A 17,381-nucleotide genomic window follows, 5' to 3' on the forward strand; every position below is an offset into this window, starting at 1 on the left:
ACATGACCTAAGAACCAAGATTCATTGAAGGCCAATGCGGCCGCATCGACGTTATCGTCGCAACGGTTGCCTTCGTGAGATGCGGAGTATCTCCAGGGAGCGATTGAGCGATCAGCGTGGATGCTGTGCCTGCGAACGGAGGTGGTGAGTTCGCCCTGCGGAAACTACGCCGCATAACTGGCATAAGCAATCGTCAAACATTGCGGTTGGGCACAGATCCAGCTAATGCCCGCAACGGCATTTCAGCAGCAGGCATTACTGCACAAATGTATGTGGCATCACGCACAAAAAAACGGCCGCATCGCTTCCCGACGATGCAGCCGAATGGGAGGGTGCCCGACGTTGCGGTCGGGCGTCGTGCAGCACCGGCACGCCGGTGACGGGAAGAAAGCGAAATGACCGCTTGGAGAGGGACAACAGAAGATCATGCGCGACACGACGCGGGGGTGCGCCGTGTCGCACATCGGTACATCACATCAGCCCATGACATCAAAAGCGCAGACGCAGACCGGCGTAGTAACGACGCTCGAAGATGTTTTGATCGTAGTAGTGGTTGGTCCACTGCGCGTAGCGCCGCTCGCTTTCACCGGTGAGGTTGGTGGCCTGGGCGTAGAGCGTCAGATGATCGTTGACGTCGTAGCTGAAGGAGGCATCCAGATAGCCGACGTCGTCGTTCCAGATGGCCAGCTCATCGCCCCACGCACCGCTATTGACCTGACTGAAGCGCTTGCTGCGCCAGTTGTAGGCCACACGCGCCTGCAACTTGTCCTTTTGATACCACAGCACCGCATTGGCCTGGTGCTTGGAGTTGTCGCCGATTGGAAGCGTGTTGCCTTCGATATCGGTGTTGTCGGTATCGGCATCGGAGAAGGTGTAATTGATGTTGGTACCAAACCCGCTCAGCCAACCGGGCAGGAAATCGAAGGCTTGCTGATAGCCGATTTCGAAGCCCTTGATCTTGCCGCCACCGCCATTGACGATGCGCTCCACCGGGCCGCCAAGTCGCACCACGCCATCGGCATCGGGCTGCGGCTCGATGTTGGTCACTGTGGTGGGGAACGACTTCACGTCGATCAGGAACGCGCCTACGCTGACCAACGACGCATCGGAGAAATACCATTCCCACGACGCGTTATAGTTTGTGGCGCGATACGGATCCAGATCCGGGTTACCAGAGCGGCCATTGAGGAACAGCACCGCATCGGAGGGCAGCGCGGGGTTACGCGGTGGTGTGCCATTGACCGCGTAGAAGCTCACCAGACCGCGACCGAGATCAGGCAGGTCCTGACGCGCCACCGCCTTGTTGTAGGCAAAGCGCAGTTTCTGCGCATCGGTGATATCCAGCGACAGGTTGGCGGTAGGCAACACGTCGGTGTATTGGCGATTCAGACGGTTGGTGCCAATCGCCGGGCTGACGCCGTTCCATTCAACATTGCCGATAAACACATTGCCGCTGCTCAGGTATTGATCGATCGCCAGCTTGGTCTGCACGATGCGTGCGCCGATATTGGCCGTCCACGGCACCGCACTACCGGTACCGCCTTCAAGATTTGCCAGGAAATAGGCTGCGGTGCTTTTTTCGGTGACCTTGTACGAATCGGCAGCTTGCTGGTAAGCCACGTTGCCCGGATACAGACTGTTGAGATACGCCACCGGGTCTTTCATGACCTGCGGGTTGATTGCCGGCAGCCCCTGGCTACCCAGGCCGGTGACCTTGAGCGGATCGAAGTCGTTGAAGTACGCCCAGTAACCGGGAATGGAATTGAACGGCAGCAGGCGCGCTTCGGACACGCCGCTGCAGGTGTCGGAAATCAGCGGGTCCTTGAAGTAATACAGCGAGCGGTTGGGGTCTGCGCAGGTAGTCGACACCGGCGACAGATAGCGATAGGTATCCAGCTTGACCTCGCGCTCGCCATAGCGGATACCGAACTGGAAGCCGCGCACCACGCCTTCGTCAAACTCGAAGGTGCCATCGGCGCGGAACGCATCCATCGTCGCTTCGATCTTGTTGCCCTGCGCCCAGGTGGACATCAGCTGCCAGTTGTCCGGGTTAGAGACATCGGTGCCCAGGTTGACCGCGGGGTAGGTGCCGCGGAAATCCACCGAAGCGTCCACCGTGGGCAGGCCATTGGCGTTTGCCCATTGGGTGACGCCGCCGGCCCGCGTGATCTGATCGCCACGTGTCACCACCGCATCCGCGCGCGCTTCGTCATAGGTGCGCTGCGCATCGCCATGCACCCAGCGGAACGACGCACGGAACGGGCCGCCGTCATCGAAACGCAACTCCAAGTTGGTGTTGAGCGAATCCGAATCGGCCACGCCGGCCATCGAGTGCGCCTGGAAGCGGTTATAGCGAAACTGGCCGTAGTCGAGCACGCCGTTGGAATCGACCACCGAGCCCGGCTGCAACTGATTGGTGGCCCAACCGGTATGCAGCTGCGCGGCCACCGAGGTGTCCTGGTCTTCAAGCTTGGTGTAGGCCGCATCGGCCAGCACCGTCCAGGAGTCGTTGATGTTGAACTGGAACGAGCCGTTGACGCCGGTGCGCTGGCGGTCGGTGCTGCGGTTATCCAGTTCGGTGGCGACCCAGTTGTAGAAATAGTCGCGCGGCAGGTTGCTCGGGTCGGTATTGCTGCCGATGCGGCCATCGCCATTGAAGTCGAAGCCGACGTTCTGTTCGGTCGATTTCTGCGCGCCGTTGGAATACACGCTGGGGTGCTTGTTTTCCAGCGTGGCGTCCGAGTACGACACCGCCAGCGAGGCGCCCCAGCGCTCGGTGCGGAAGCTGGCCAGCCCCGAATACAGCTCGTTGAGTTCCTGCACGCGGTCGCCGTAGGAACCCTCGGCCTGGCCACTGAAGGTCCAGCCTTCAGGCAGATCGAATGGGCGGCGTGTCTTGAGCGACACCGTGCCGCTGATGCCGCCATCCAGGTCGGCGGCGGTGGGCGACTTGATCACGTCCACACCGCTGAACAGCGTCGGCGGGATGTCGACAAAATCCGGTTGCGCGCGGCCGATGTTCGGTTGGCCGAACTGGTCGCCGCCACCGGCGCTCAGATACAACTCGCCGTTCATCGTGGTCTGCACCTGCGGCATGCCGCGGATGTTGAGCTGCGAACCCTCGCCGGCCGAGCGCCGGATCTGCACGCCAGGCACGCGCTGCAGCGAATCGGTGATGGTGACGTCGGGCAGCTTGCCGATGTCTTCGGCGGAAATCGAGTCGATGATCTGCGCGGCGGTGCGCTTGTTTTCGATGGCCTCGGCCTGCGCGCCGCGCACGCCCTTGACCATGACCTTGTCCAACTCGGTGACGCCGGCGGTGTTGCCGGCTTCCTGCGCTGCGGCAGTTGCCGCGACCAGTGTGAGTGCAGCCGCCAGCGCGGCGGCCAGCGGGGTGTGACGCGTACTGCGATGCAGCTTGTTCATGGTCCCCTCCCAGGGATGACGACAATCCACGACCGTTTCGAATGGCAATGCCGGGGGGCAATGCAGGAATGGCTGACGCGCCGATCGGTGCGTCAGTGCAGACGCCGTGCACGTGCACGGCGTGGCAACTTGCTGGTGTCGCTATGGAAGCCCGTTGGCAGCGCCGGTTGATGGTTCGACATTCCAGCCACGTACTTGCAACGTGGCGTTGCGCAGGGTGTCCGCAGACGGTCCACGGATGTCCACCTCGCGCTGCTCGCCTGGCACCAGGCTCAGATAGTTGTCGCTGTAGTACGCCGGCAGGATGCGTTGGCCTTGCGCATCCACCAGGGTCAACTTGGTATTGAGTGCCATCTGTTGCGATGCATTGCGCACGCTGACGCGCAACACTGGCTCGGCAGCGTCCTGTACTTGCGTGGTGAGTTGCACCGGTACCTTGGCCAACGCATCCAGCCCGCGCATGGCGGCGGCGTCGCGTGCCACCCAATAGAAGTTGCGCGAGCGCACCACCGCGTCGCGGTCGAGCAATTGCAGGCGCACAAAGCCCAGGCCATTGGTGTCCTTGAGCAAGGGTGCCAACCGCAGCACCGGCGCAGAGACCGCAACGGCGGCCGCATCCAGCGCCTGTTCGCGCTGCTGCAGCAACGTGCCGTCGCTGCCGTAGACCTCGGCACGCACGCGCAAGCCGCGTACCGGCCGGGCTGCGTTATTGACCACCACCACCTCGTGACCCGGCAGATTCATCTGCACATGCAAGGTCTCCGCCGCATTGCGCACGCCGTAGTAAGCGGCGTGGGTGTCGTAATCGTGGCTGTAGATCTGCCACATGTTGCTGGGCCACGCCGGGTGGCTCATCCACAACAAACGCCCGCTATTCTTGGTCCACAACTGCGCATTGAAGCCTTCGAAAATTGCGCGGTGGGTGTCGTAGTTGAGCAACTGCGCCTTGCGTTCGAAATCAGCCAGGCTGGCCGGTGCGCCCAGCTTGTCGGTGAGCGAACGCATGAAGCTGGCGGTGTCGCCATTACCGGACTGATGCCAGTCGTGGTACGCCCAGGCATCGCTGATCGGCCACTGGTCGCCGGCGGCCGGCACCGATGCCTTGAATGACTCCAGCGTGGAGAACGACGGCGTGCCCACTTCCACCGAAAAGCCCTGCGCCAACGCATTGAAATAGGCCACCGGCTCGCGGTAGTTGTACGGCCCGCTGCCCTGCAGATTGACCTCGTTGGAACTGCCGGTATACCAGCGCGTGCCATCGAGCTCGGCGATGAGTCTGTCCAGCCCTTCGTTGAGGATGGGAGCAGGTACGCCTTCGTTACGCCCGAACCACAACACGATGGACGGATGATTGCGGAAGCGCTTGATCACCTCGGCCGCGTTGTCCAAAAATAAGGCTGCATCGGCCGGCTCCATGTTGTAGTTCTGGGTGGACTGCCAGAAGTCGTTGAGCACCAACATGCCGTATTCGTCGGCAAGATCGAAGAAGCTGGCTTCGGTGTTCTGCCCCACCCAGTTGCGCACCACGTTGAAATGCGCGTCCCGTTGCAAGCGGAAGTACGGCTCCAGTCGTTCGCGCGATACGCGCTTGCGCCAGTCGTCCATGCCCCAGTTGCCGCCCTTGACTGCAATGCGCACGCCATTGATGCGCAGCACCAGATGCGGCGCCAAAGCGGTGTCTTGCAGTTGCTGCACCGCCGGCGAGGCCAATGCGCCCGGATACAACGATTGCGCCTTACCGCCTGGTACCGCACGGATCGCCTCATGCCGTACATCGACGATGCGCTCGCCACGTTGCCGCGCCTGGTTGAGATCGACCAGCACCCGGCGCAGCGCGCCATCATCGTCGAACAGGGACAACTCGTAGGTCACCTCGCGAATGCCGAAGCGCAGCTGCTGCGCATCCGATCGCGTGCCGGCCACATCGACGCCAACCTGCAGCGCATACAGCGCCGGCTCGCCATAGCCGTTGGGCCACCACAAACGCGGATTGGCGATGACCAGCTGCGGCGTGTCGGCCGCGGTGAGCTTGAGCGTGCTGCCGCCAGCAGGCACGTTGACCTGGCGCTGGATACGCACCTCGCCGATGGCCAGTTGCACCGTTCCCTGCACGGCAGCGCCGCTAGCGTTGTGCAACGGCACGGTGACTTCGAGTTCGGCACGGCGGTGGTCCGGCGCCAGGCGCGCAGTCACCACCTGGGTATCGCCGATCGTTACCGGGCCGGTGGCGTGCAGCTGCACGTCCTGCCACAGACCGGCATTGCGATCGCGTACTGCCGGGATCCAGTCCCAGCCTTCGCTGGCGATAAACGCCGGCCCGTCCAGTGCTTGCATACCGCCGTTTTCGCCGACGCCCGCCGTCATCGATTGCTCATGCGCAGTGCCCGGATGCGGCGGCGGCGACACGCGCACCGCAACGACATTGCGGCCGGCTCTCAGTTGCTTGCTGACATCGAAGCGGCCACGTGCGAATGCACCGCGGGTCTGTCCGACCTGGGTACCGTTGACCCAGATTTCGCCGGCATAGTTGATGCCGTTGAACAGCAACTCCAGCCGCTTGCCTTGCGCAGCGGCAGGTAGGTCGAAACTGCTGCGGTACCACCAGTCGTGCCGGCTCAGCGATTCGGGAATGGCCATGTTATTGAGGCCGATATCCGGGTCCGGATACACGCCGCGATCGACCAGCGTGGTGAGCACCGTGCCCGGCACCGTCGCCACACGCCAGGCCGCACTCCCGGCGGTCGCATCGCCGCGCGACAGCGTCGCTCCCGTGGCTTGCCCAAGTTCCGGCGCGGCGGCCAACTGCCACGCACCGACGCGCCATGCTGCATCGTCCAAGGGCTGCAATGCAGGCGCGGCCTGCACCGGCTTGGCAACCGGTGCGGAGAATGCGGCGGCGCTGCGCGGCAAGCTGGCTGCGGCCTGCGGCGCCAACTGGCCCGCCATCTGCTTCACCTGCACCGGCCAGGCCGGCGATGCGTCTTCAAAACGTTGTAGCGATGAATCCGGCGCCCGCGTTGCGAGCTGCGCAATGGCCGCTGTCTCCAACGCGCCGGATCGCGCGACGAAGTCGGCAATCTCGCCACCGAAGTGCTGCGTGTACGCCGCAGGTTGCTCGCGCGGACCGAACATCAGCACCGGCGTCGTCACCACTTGACGCACTGCACCACTGGCGACCTGGCGCCCATTGGCATACAGCGTCAAACGGCCACCTTGTGCCACCGCAGCCATGTGCGTCCACGTGCCGGGTGGCAGCGGCTGCTTGCTGCGCAACACGGTGTCGGCGCCCTGCACAAAGCCAAGCTTGCCGTTATCGATCGCAAAGTAGCGGCCAGCATCGTGCGGAGCGCCGATGCCGGCAATCAACGCTGCACCGGTCGTTGCACGCGATGGACGCACCCAGCCCGACACGCTCCAGTCTGCGTTGGCGGCGAGCAACGGCGTATCGGCGGCGAACTTCTTGGCCAATCCCATCCCGCCCGCAAGCACGCGGACATCGTAAGGGCCTGGCGGGGCCATCTCGGCAGGCGCAGCCTCCACTGCGGTCCAACCGAGGCAACCACACAACAACCACAGCGCTCCACGGCGGAACGCCTTGCGAACCATCAGCATTAGAGGCCTCTCCCAAGCTCTACTGCCACACAACGGTGCACACCACATCGACGCAAGCGGCGTCATATCCAGCGGACATGACGCAGTCGTATTCAGTGATGCCGCCCGTGGCTGCCGCCCCTGTTTCAGCGGCCATGGTGCGAGGTAACGTTACCCCAAGGCGATATCGACGACAACACTTTCTGCGTTAGGGTTGGTGCTCCCAGGAGGAGGGACTCATGCGAAACCTGATCCAGTCCGCACTACCGGCGGCATACGTATTGCTGTGTGTGATCGCAGCGCCTGCAGCCGCGCAGCGCCTGCGCGTGCAATCGCCCGATGCACGTACCGAAGTGGAATTCACCCTGCGCGACGGCGGCGTCCCCAGCTATCGCGTGCTGTACCGCAACACGTTGGTGCTCGACGATGCACCGCTCGGGCTGGATCTTGGCAAGGCCGGCAAACTTGGCCGCGGCATGACCGTGCAGGACAGCAGCACCGACACGCACGACAGCACGTTCACGTTACCGGTTGGCAAGACCCAGCAGGCGCGCGATCACTATCGTCAGTTGCGCGTGCAGCTAGCCGATCAACAAGAGCGCAGGCTCACGGTGGAATTGCGCGCCTACGACGATGGCGTCGCGTTGCGCTACGTACTGCCCGATGCCGGGGAGGTCCGCATCCGCGACGAACTCACCGGCTTTGCGTTTCCGCGCGACTACCCCTGCTGGACCTTGAACCTGGGCCGGTTCGGAACCAGCCACGAGGGCGAGTACGACGCGATTGCCGCGTCCAAACTGCGCCCGCACAATCTGCTGGAGTTACCACTGGTGTGCCAGACCGATGCACGCGGCACCACGCTGGCGATCGGCGAGGCGAATCTGCGCGACTACGCAGGCCTGTATCTGACCGGCCGTGCCGATGGTGGATTGGGCGTGTCGGCGAAGTTATCGCCACGTCTGGACGACCCCAAGCTGGCGGTCAGTCTCGATGCGAAAGGACGCGATTTCGCAACGCCGTGGCGGGTGATCATGCTCGGCGACAGCCCGGTGAGCCTGATCGAATCCAACCTGATTTCCGCGCTCAATCCACCGCCGGCGTTCGATGCGGGCTGGGTGCGTGCGGGCAAATCGGCGTGGGACTGGTGGTCGGGCAACCTTGCTAGCGGGGTGGAACAGCCCGGCATGAACACCGCCACGATCCAGCGTTACATCGATCATGCGCAGCAGTTGAAGCTGCAATACATGCTGATCGACGACGGTTGGTATTACGGCAGCACCGGTGACGGGCAATACAACAGCGATGCCGATATTCGCCGCCCGGTAGAGCAGCTCGACCTGCAAGGCCTGGTGGCCTACGCACGCAAGCGCGACGTGGGATTGTGGCTATGGGCGCACTGGCGCGCACTCGATGCGCACATGGACGAGGCGCTGGCGTGGTATCAAGAAATCGGCATCAAGGGCATCAAGGTCGACTTCATGGACCGCGATGACCAGCAGATGGTGGACTTCTACCACCGTCTGCTAAGCAAGGCGGCCGAACACAAGCTGCTCGTCGACTTGCACGGTGCGTACCACCCGACCGGCCTGACTCGCACCTATCCCAACTATCTGACCCAGGAAGGTGTGCTCGGCGCCGAGTACAACAAATGGACAACACGCATCACCGCCACGCATAACCTCACGCTGCCGTTCACGCGCATGCTGCTCGGGCCGATGGACTACACGCCGGGCGGCTTTCGCAATGTACGCCCGGCCGAGTTCAAGATGCAGCACATCGCGCCGCAGGTGATGACCACCCGTGCGCAGCAGCTGGCGATGTTCGTCGTCTACGAGAGCCCGTTCGCGGTGGTGGCGGACAGCCCCCAGCAATACGAAAACGTGCCCGCAGCGCAGTTCCTGCGCGATGTCCCGGCAAGCTGGGACGAAACCCGCGCCCTGGAGGGCGCCATCGGCGATCACATCGCACTGGCGCGGCGTAGCGGCAAGGACTGGTATGTTGGTGCGATGACCAACGAGCAGGCGCGTACGTTGAACGTGCCGTTGTCGTTCCTGGACAAGGGCCGCTGGACCGCAACAATTTATGCCGACGGCCAGGCGCCGACCGAAGTCAGCATCGAAACTCGCAAGCTCACCCGCGACGACAGCCTGCAACTGAAACTGGCTGCAAGCGGCGGCGCTGCAGTGCGGCTGCAGAAGGAATAAGCGTGGCGGTCGATTCGCGATAGGACAACATTCCCCCTCTTCTATCGGGAGAGGGGGCTGCGGATGCTGCGGTAAGTTGCAGGGACGGCCCCTGCTATCGCACTTGAACTCTTGGGTGACAGATCGACAGCAATTGGACTTGCTGAAGACCGCAGCTCCACGTGCGCGATCGTGCGCACCGTTGCGCAGCGGCACTGCGCCGCCTGTCGCCAAGTGCGTTTGCGCATCGGACATCGGCTTGGCGCGCTGCGCTTGCCGTACACCTGGCAGCACCTAACGATGCATGCGGAAATTTTTCCAGCATCGATTTAGGATGCGCACCCCCTCACCGCAGGCGTGCGCTACCGGCTCCAGTCGTGCACATTCCTGCAACGTGATGGCGCGGCCTGCACGGTTCGCCGCGTGCGGGGCGTTTCATTTCGGCGCCCGGACATACCCGCATGAGGCTTCGTCCCCGGCGACCGATCGATCGGCCGCACCGTTGTTGCGCTCGCCATGGCATCGCAGTGCCGCGAGTCTTGTAGGCACGCCGCCATCGCCTTCCATCTCGGCTGCAGATAATCGACGTATCGATATGCTGATGACGCCACTATCGTGCACACGTGCCACCGCTTTGTGCGCCCAAGTGGTGGGGACTTATCGACGTGCCCAATACAGAGCACCCATCACGGCAAAAGCGCTTGCGCATGGGTGCTTGCGTGGCAAGAGGTCCTTGCCAGCTTCACAGCTGGCAGGGACGCATCGCTTCCATTGCCAGGGCAATGGACGCCGGCTTACGGCAAATCCACATCTGCGCAAACAGCAGGGCGCGCATCCTTGATCTGCTGCACGCCACGCGCATCGAACTGCAGCGCGGCATGCTTCGGCGCGAAGGCCGGCCACGCGGGCAAGCCCTTGGCGTTGGGATTGCCACGCTGCACGAATGCCGCCCAATAGCGTTGCAGGCTCACCGGCGGCTGGCCGATGGGCAGGTTCTTGAACAGGAACGGCAGCTCGGCGCTGTGGGTCACCTGCCCGCCCGGCGCGGCGGTGTCGAACACGTAATGCCATACCGGCACGCCAAGCGCGGCCTGGCGCTGGGCGACAGTCACCGCCGGGCAGCGGAAGGTGAGATCGGTGGACAGCTGCATCGCCGCGTTGCCCTGACGCTCTGCACGTTGCGCCGCATGCGTGCGTTGCGCCTGCAAGACAGCCTCGGCGCGGTCGGGATAGTCGCGACGCAGGCGCGCCTGTGCGCCCTGATCGCCACCGTAGGTGAGCTCCTGCACCACGTAGCCGATCAACAGCGGCACCTTGGCCTGCGCGCCACCGGCCAGCAGCTCGGCAGGGGCGCGCGGCAGCACGCGCCCATCGACGACGGCTTGCAGCCAGATGTAGCCGTCGTCGTCCAGGGCCGGCACGTCCACGCCCTGTCCGGCCTTGAGCAATTGCTCCACCGGCAACGCGCGCAATTGGCTCAGCCGCGTGGCGGCATCGTCGATCCCGGCGCGTTTGGCGATGGCAACGCCCAGGGCGCGATTGTCGTCCAGGCTGCGCGCCGGCAGCCCGAAACCGGCGGTCCCACTTTGTTCGATCGCGGCAGAAAACAAGCCACGCGCGAGCGGGCTGAGCATCAGCAAGCCCACGTCCTGGCCGCCGGCCGACTGCCCGGCAATCGTGACTCGCGCGGGGTCGCCGCCGAACTGCGCGATGTTGTCGCGCACCCAACGCAGTGCGGCAATCTGATCGAGCAATGCGTAGTTGCCGGCCGCTTCGTTGTCGCCATCGCGCAGTTCCGGCAGCGACAGGAAGCCCAACGCGCCCAGCCGGTATTGCAGCGTCACCACCAGCATGTTTTGCGCAACAAGATTGGTGGGCAGATGCCCATCCGCACCGCCGGCCACATTGGCGCCGCCATGGATCCACACGAACACCGGTAGCGGCTTGGCCGGCTGCAATGCCGGCGTCTGCACTTCCACATACAGGCAGTCTTCGGTGCCACGGCTGGCCATGGCGTTGTTCCAGCCCAGCGCTGGCTGTACGCACGGAGTCGCCGCGTGCGTGGCATCGCGCGCCTGCGACCAGGCGGCGACCGGTTGCGGTGGGCGCCAGCGCAACGCACCCAACGGCGGCGCAGCGAACGGGATCGCACGGAACACCGCACTGCCGTCGTCCTGCCATTGCCCATGTACCACACCATGATCGGTGCGCACTTCCGGCGCCGTTGGCGGAGCGCTGGATGCAGCAGCAACCGCGCTGCCACTCAACGTGCAGATGGCAGCAAGCAAGCAGGCAGACAGGCGCATCACAGCTCTCCGGGATTGACGCGTGCGCGCCACGCGGCTTGGAAGACAGCGGTGGCGGAAGCCACGTTGAGACTTTCCACCAGCCCGCTGCCGCGGATGGACAACTGCAGATCGCAATCGCGTGCGAACTGACGGTCCATGCCCTCGCTTTCGGCACCCATGACGTACACCAGGCGCTGCGGCAACGCGGCAGCAAACACATCCTGCCCGCCCTCGACCAGGGTGGCGGCCACCGCAAATCCGGTCTGACGCAGTTGCGTCATCGCCAGCGGGGCCTCTGGTAGTTGCACAAGCGGCACGGCTTCGGCGCCGCCTTCGGCCACGCGTGCGGCAGCGCCGGACAGGCCTAGCGTGGAGCCGGCCGGCAGCAGCAGGCCCGCCACTCCAAAGTGCGCCGACGAGCGCAGGATCGCGCCGAAGTTATGCGGGTTGCCCACGCCATCCAGCCACAGCGCCAGCACCGGGCCTTGCGGCAGCGCCGCCAGCCACTCCTGCAACGGCTGCGGCGATACCCGCAGCACCTCGGCCACCACGCCTTCATGGTGCGTGCTTGCGGCCAGCTTGCTGAGATCGGCGTCTTCCACCACGCGGTAGCCAATGCGCTGTGCGACGCACCAGGCCAGCAAGGCCTTGAATTGCGGGATGCGCGCCTCGGTCAGGTAGAGCTTGCGCAGCGCCTGCGGACGCGCCTTGAACACGGCCTGCACCGCATTGATGCCGTACAGGCGCAGCTCGCGCGCGGTGTTTGCGTTGGCAGCGGCCGGTGCGGCGGCGGTACGTGCCGCAGGCGCAGCCGGCGCGGGTGCGCGTGGCGCCGCACGGCCCCATGGGTTGAGCGGCGTAGCGCCGCTGCCGCTGGTGTCGCGTGGCGGTCGTGCGCCACGTCCATCATGCTGTTTCATCGTTGTGTCCAGAAATCCGCGTTCTTGATGCCAAGCGGAACCGGATCGAAGACCGGATCCAGCCCCTGGCGTTTTTGCCGTTCGTAATCCTTCAAGGCCAGCAACGCCGGCTTGTGCAGGATCAGGATGGCGATGATGTTGAGCCAGGCCATGACGCCGACGCCGATGTCGCCAAGCGCCCAGGCCAGCTGCGCATTATGGAACGCGCCGAAGATCACCATGCCCAGGATGCCCAGGCGCAGCAGCAGTACGGTGAATGGGCGGCGGCGGTTGCCATTGACGTAGCTGAGGTTGGTTTCGGCCATGTAGTAATAGGCCATGATGGTGGTGAAGGCGAAGAAGAACAGCGCCAGCGCCACAAAGCCCGCCCCCCAGCCCGGTAGCACCGATTCCACCGCCGCCTGTGCATAGCCCGGGCCTTCTTCCACCCCGCTCAGGCCGGCATATAGGCCAGGCTTGGCACCGTCGGGCGCGTACACGTTGTACTTGCCGGTGGTCAGGATCAGGAACGCGGTGGCGGTGCACACCATCATGGTGTCGAAGTAGATCGCAAACGCCTGCACATACCCCTGCTTGGCCGGATGCGACACCTCTGCCGCGGCCGCGGCATGCGGCCCGGTGCCCTGCCCGGCTTCGTTCGCGTAGATGCCGCGCTTGACACCCCATTCCACCGCCAGCCCCAACAAGGCACCGAACGCGGCATGGCTGCCGAAGGCACTGCTGAAGATGGTGGCGAACATGTCCGGCACGCGCTCGGCGTTGAGCACCATGATGACCAGCGCCATCAGGATGTAGCCCATCGCCATGAACGGCACCACGATTTCGGCGAAGTTGGCGATGCGCTTGACGCCGCCGAAGATGATCACCGCTAACATGCACGCCACCAGGATGCCGATGCCCAGCTTGGCCGCATCGCGCATCGGCAGGCCCATCCACTGCCCGTCCATCGCACCGCACAGGCTGGTGCCACGGCAGGCGTTGATGGCGCTGTCGGCAATCGCATTGGCCTGGACGCCCGGCATCAGAAACCCGGTAGCGATGATGGTGGCCACCGCGAAGGTGAGCGCGTACCACTTCAGACCCATCGCCTTTTCGATGTAGTACGCTGGGCCGCCGCGGTAGCGGCCTTCGGCATCCTTGATCTTGTAGATCTGCGCCAGCGTCGATTCCACGTACGAGGTGGACGCGCCGAGGAACCCCATCACCCACATCCAGAAGATCGCCCCCGGCCCACCGAAGGCAATGGCGGTGGCGACACCGGCGATGTTGCCGATGCCGATACGCCCGGCCATCGACATCGCCAGCGCCTGGAACGAGGACACCCCGGCATCGGACTTCTGCCCGCCCACGGTGAGACGGATCATTTCCACGAACCCGCGTACCTGCATGAAACGGGTGCGGATGGTGAAGTACACGCCCGCCCCCAGGCACATGAAGATCAGCGCCTTGCTCCAGACGATGCCGTTGATGCCATTGATGAGTGCTTCCACGCAATCTCCCCGAGTGCTGGATCGTGAACCCCAACGCCGTGGGGAGTGGGTCGATTCTGGCCGAAAGCGCCGCGCGATGCGACGTACGTGCGTGGTGCGCGGTCAGCGCGCGACACCGTGCCGGCTGAGCATCTGCGATCGTGCGCCATCGTGGGGCATCGGGACGGCATGCCGCATGCCCTGTGCACCGACGCCGGTGGTGTGCGGCAGCTGTCGCCAGGCGCATCCCGAGCACGGAGGAATTCAACGAAACGCTGCGTTATTGCCGTCACCGCATCGAAGCGACCGGCGTGCAGTTACGTCGGAACGCGCATGCGCAGGCAACAGACCGTAAGGACTTCGACGAGGTTGTGCTGACCGAGAGCGGATCCACGTCGCGGGCGTTCGTGGGATGCGTGCGGGGACGCTGCATCCAGAACCGGCGTGTGCGCGTGGCACATGCCGGTTCCGTGCACCAATCGCGGCATTGCGGCCGCGTTGTGGGCCGCCTTAGCGCTTGGCGGTCTGTGCCTGCTTGAGCGCGGCGCACAGGCGGATGGTTTCGCCGGTCTGCGCCAGCCCGCGGTCGGCACCGCTGAGCTTGGCCAAGCGCGGCCGGAAGAAGGCATCCAGACGGTCGGCCTCTTCCACGCTGCAGCCACCGGACGCGCCGAGCGCCGGCAGACCGCCGCCGTCGAACGACCCGCTGCGCTGCACGATGCGGTCGAAGTTGGCGGTGAACCACGGCCACATCGACGCGTGCGAACTTTCGTAGCCGTTCCCACGCATCAGCATGCTCTTCATCTCACCGACCTTGATCGCATCGGTCAACGCAAAATCGCGCACCTGCTTGAGTAGCGCCGGGTCCTGTACCGCACCCAGTGCGGCGATCATGGCGTTGCGCTGCGCGGGGTCGGCATGGGTGCGCAATGCCTCGATCAAGGTCTGCACGGCGGGCGCGCCGCGTTCCTGCACGGTGACCGCCAGCACGGTGCCGAGCAGATCCGGGTTGGCCGCAGAGAAATCCAGCGCCGCGTTGCCGCCGGCCAGCACCGCATCGCCCTGGGCCAGCAGCGCCTTGCGCACTTCCGCGTTCTGCAGGCGTAACCCGAACAGCCCGGCCAGCGACGAACGCAGCGCGGTGTCGTCGACCGATTCTCCGCTGCGTCGCACGTAACCCAGCTGGCGCAAACGCGGCAGATACGCCTGCTCGGCGGCCTTGCGCAACGCGCCGCGCTGCGCCTCGGTGCTGGCCTGATAGCGCCAGATCCACACGAAGCGATCCACCAGCGCTGTGGAGACATCGGACGATGCAGACGATGCCAGCTGCTTGATCGCCATCAACACCGCATCGCTGTCGGCGTCGCCGTGGCGGTAGGCCGCATCGATGGCATCGGCGTAGGCCAGCTGCTCGTTGTCGTCGAGCTGGGCGACCTGCTTGCCGAGTGCGGCCAGCTGCTTCTTCGGCAGGCTGAAACGGTAATAGCCGGCACCACGCGCGTTCGGGAACACCCAGGTGTTCTTGCCGGCGCCGTCCAGCACGATGCTGCCGCTGCCGTCTTCCAGCAGCTGGCAGGCGGTACCGACCTGGTTCTTGCCCTTGCCATATTTCACGCACACCGGCACGCCCCACTGCTGCGCAGTGGAGCCGGTCGAACCCAGCGGCAAATACCGCTGCTGCTGCAGCTTGACCACGGTCTTGCCGCCTTCGCGCGCCACCTGGGTCTGCAGGTACGGCACACCCGGCTGATTCAAGAAACTGCGGAATGCCACCTTGAAGTCTTCGCCCTTGCCGGCGGCCTCGGCGATCGCATCGACCAGATCGTCGGCGGTGGCGCTGCCGAACCTGTGCTTGGCGATGTAGGCGCGCATGCCTTCGCGGAACACGTCCTCGCCAACGAAGGCCTCGAACATCGCCAGCACTGCCGCGCCCTTCTGGTAGGTGATGCCATCGAAGGCGGTTTCGATATCGCCATTGCCGGTGATCGGCTGACGAATCTTGCGCGCACTGACCAGGCTGTCGTTATTCATCGCGTGCTGCGCGCCGCCGATGCGGTCCAGGTTGGCGCGGTATTCCGGGTGCAGCTGCATGGTGATCTTCTGCTGCATCCAGGTGGCAAAAGCCTCGTTGAGCCACAGGTCGTCCCACCATTCCATGGTCACGGTGTCGCCGGTCCATTGGTGGGCCAGCTCATGCGCGTTGGTGTTGAAGGAGCGCTGCAGATTTTCGGCCGGCGAGTCCTTGTCCAGCAACAGTAGCCAATCGCGGAAGGTCACAAAGCCGGGGTTTTCCATCGCGCCGGCGCTGAAATCCGGGGCGGCGACCAGATCGAGTTTGTCGAACGGATAACCGAAAGCGTAGTAATCCTCCAGCGCGGCGATGATCGCCGGGGTCTGGTCCAGCGCCGGGGTGATGCGCGGGCCCTGCCCCTTGGCGGCGATGCCGCGCAGCGGCGTGGCGGTGGGGCGCTGCGGCGTGGCCGGCATCGCCGGAACGTCCACCACATCCCACGGGCCGGCGGCATAGGCAACCAGGTAGGTGGGCAGTGGCACTGTCGGTGCGAAGGTCACTGTCTTCCAGCCCTTGCCGGCCGGCTTGGTCGAGGTAGCGATCGTATTGGCCAGTGCCTGATCGTCGCTGGGGACCGTGAGGCTGAGGTCGAACGGGGTTTTGAATGCCGGCTCGTCGAAACCCGGGAACGCGTAGCGCGCACTGATCGGCTCCATCTGCGTCATCGCATACGCCTTGCCCTGGTATTTCACCTGATACAGGCCCTGCAGCTGCTGGTTGAGCGGCGCGCTGTAGGTGATATCCACAGTGAGTGTCTGCGGCTGGAGCGTGCGTCCGAAATCCAGGCGGACCACACCGGTCTGCCCATCGGCCTCGACATAGCGTGCGGTGAGCGCCTTGCCCTTGGCCGGCTTGACCGTGGCCTTGCTGACCTTCAGTTCCTTGCCATGCAGCCACAGATGGTCGGAGGCCTGCTTGAGCTGCACGCGGATGGTGGTGCGGCCACTGAACTGCGCCTGCTCCGGATCGACCTTGATCGCCAGACTGTAGCGCTCGGGCACCGCCCAGGTCGGCAGGCGGCCATTGGGCACCGGCTCGCCGGACGTCTGCGCGAGTGCGTTACCGCAGCACAGCGCAAGAAGGGAAGGAGCAAGCAGGCAGGCAAGACGACGCATGGGCAATTCCGGTCAGGGTAACCGCCGAAGTCGACCACAGCCGGGCATGACTGTCATGTGACCTAAGTCATTGCGCGAGCGCAGCATTGCCGTCGATGCCAACTCTGGCTGCTGCGGTAAAGGCAGTGGACACACTACGCAAATTCTCCCCGTGCGTGGTCCAGGTTGACCTACTGCGCGCCAAGCGCTCTTAGCGGCGCTGAGCGTTGCTCGCCACGCGTGCGCAGCGTTGCGCATGGGAAGGGGCATGAGATGTGCATGCGCTCAAGGTGCGGGCGATCGGCTGACCGCAGTTTCGCTGGTCGTCGATGTCGGATG

General features: G+C 64.5%; 7 protein-coding genes. 1 reads left to right on the forward strand and 6 read right to left on the reverse strand.

The features are described 5' to 3' along the window. Positions 1-489: 489 nt before the first annotated feature. Together BJD12_RS07245 and BJD12_RS07250 are read right to left on the reverse strand one after the other, a co-directional pair. Entirely contained in the window at positions 490-3,426 is a 2,937-nt protein-coding gene (locus BJD12_RS07245) for a TonB-dependent receptor (protein ID WP_005993730.1), read from the reverse strand. Positions 3,427-3,567: 141 nt separating this feature from the next. After that, the gene (locus BJD12_RS07250) at positions 3,568-7,038 is read right to left on the reverse strand and encodes a glycoside hydrolase family 2 (protein WP_005993728.1); all 3,471 of its coding nucleotides are present in this window, start codon (positions 7,036-7,038) and stop codon (positions 3,568-3,570) included. 218 nt (positions 7,039-7,256) lie between these two features. Here BJD12_RS07250 and BJD12_RS07255 point away from each other — a divergent pair, with 218 nt between their 5' ends. Next, positions 7,257-9,221 (forward strand): glycoside hydrolase family 97 protein, encoded by a 1,965-nt coding sequence (locus BJD12_RS07255; protein WP_005993726.1) that lies wholly within the window; start codon positions 7,257-7,259, stop codon positions 9,219-9,221. 773 nt (positions 9,222-9,994) lie between these two features. Here BJD12_RS07255 and BJD12_RS07260 read toward each other — a convergent pair. The 4 genes from BJD12_RS07260 to BJD12_RS07280 all read right to left on the reverse strand — a co-directional run bounded on the left by BJD12_RS07260 (position 9,995) and on the right by BJD12_RS07280 (position 17,063). Further along, a complete protein-coding gene (locus BJD12_RS07260) occupies positions 9,995-11,506 on the reverse strand; it encodes a carboxylesterase/lipase family protein (protein WP_005993724.1) in 1,512 nt (503 codons plus the stop codon). Then, positions 11,506-12,408, reverse strand: coding sequence for a TrmH family RNA methyltransferase (locus tag BJD12_RS07265; RefSeq protein WP_042828144.1), 903 nt, complete (start codon positions 12,406-12,408; stop codon positions 11,506-11,508). Before BJD12_RS07265 ends, BJD12_RS07260 begins: the two co-directional genes overlap by 1 nt. Next, positions 12,405-13,898 (reverse strand): alanine/glycine:cation symporter family protein, encoded by a 1,494-nt coding sequence (locus BJD12_RS07270; RefSeq protein WP_005993720.1) that lies wholly within the window; start codon positions 13,896-13,898, stop codon positions 12,405-12,407. Before BJD12_RS07270 ends, BJD12_RS07265 begins: the two co-directional genes overlap by 4 nt. Before the next feature lie 489 nt (positions 13,899-14,387). Continuing rightward, complete coding sequence (locus tag BJD12_RS07280; RefSeq protein ID WP_005993718.1) at positions 14,388-17,063, reverse strand: M1 family metallopeptidase; 2,676 nt, start codon at positions 17,061-17,063, stop codon at positions 14,388-14,390. Positions 17,064-17,381: the final 318 nt, after the last annotated feature.

The organism is Xanthomonas vesicatoria ATCC 35937, assembly GCF_001908725.1.
In the GTDB taxonomy this organism is placed as follows: Bacteria; Pseudomonadota; Gammaproteobacteria; order Xanthomonadales; family Xanthomonadaceae; genus Xanthomonas; species Xanthomonas vesicatoria.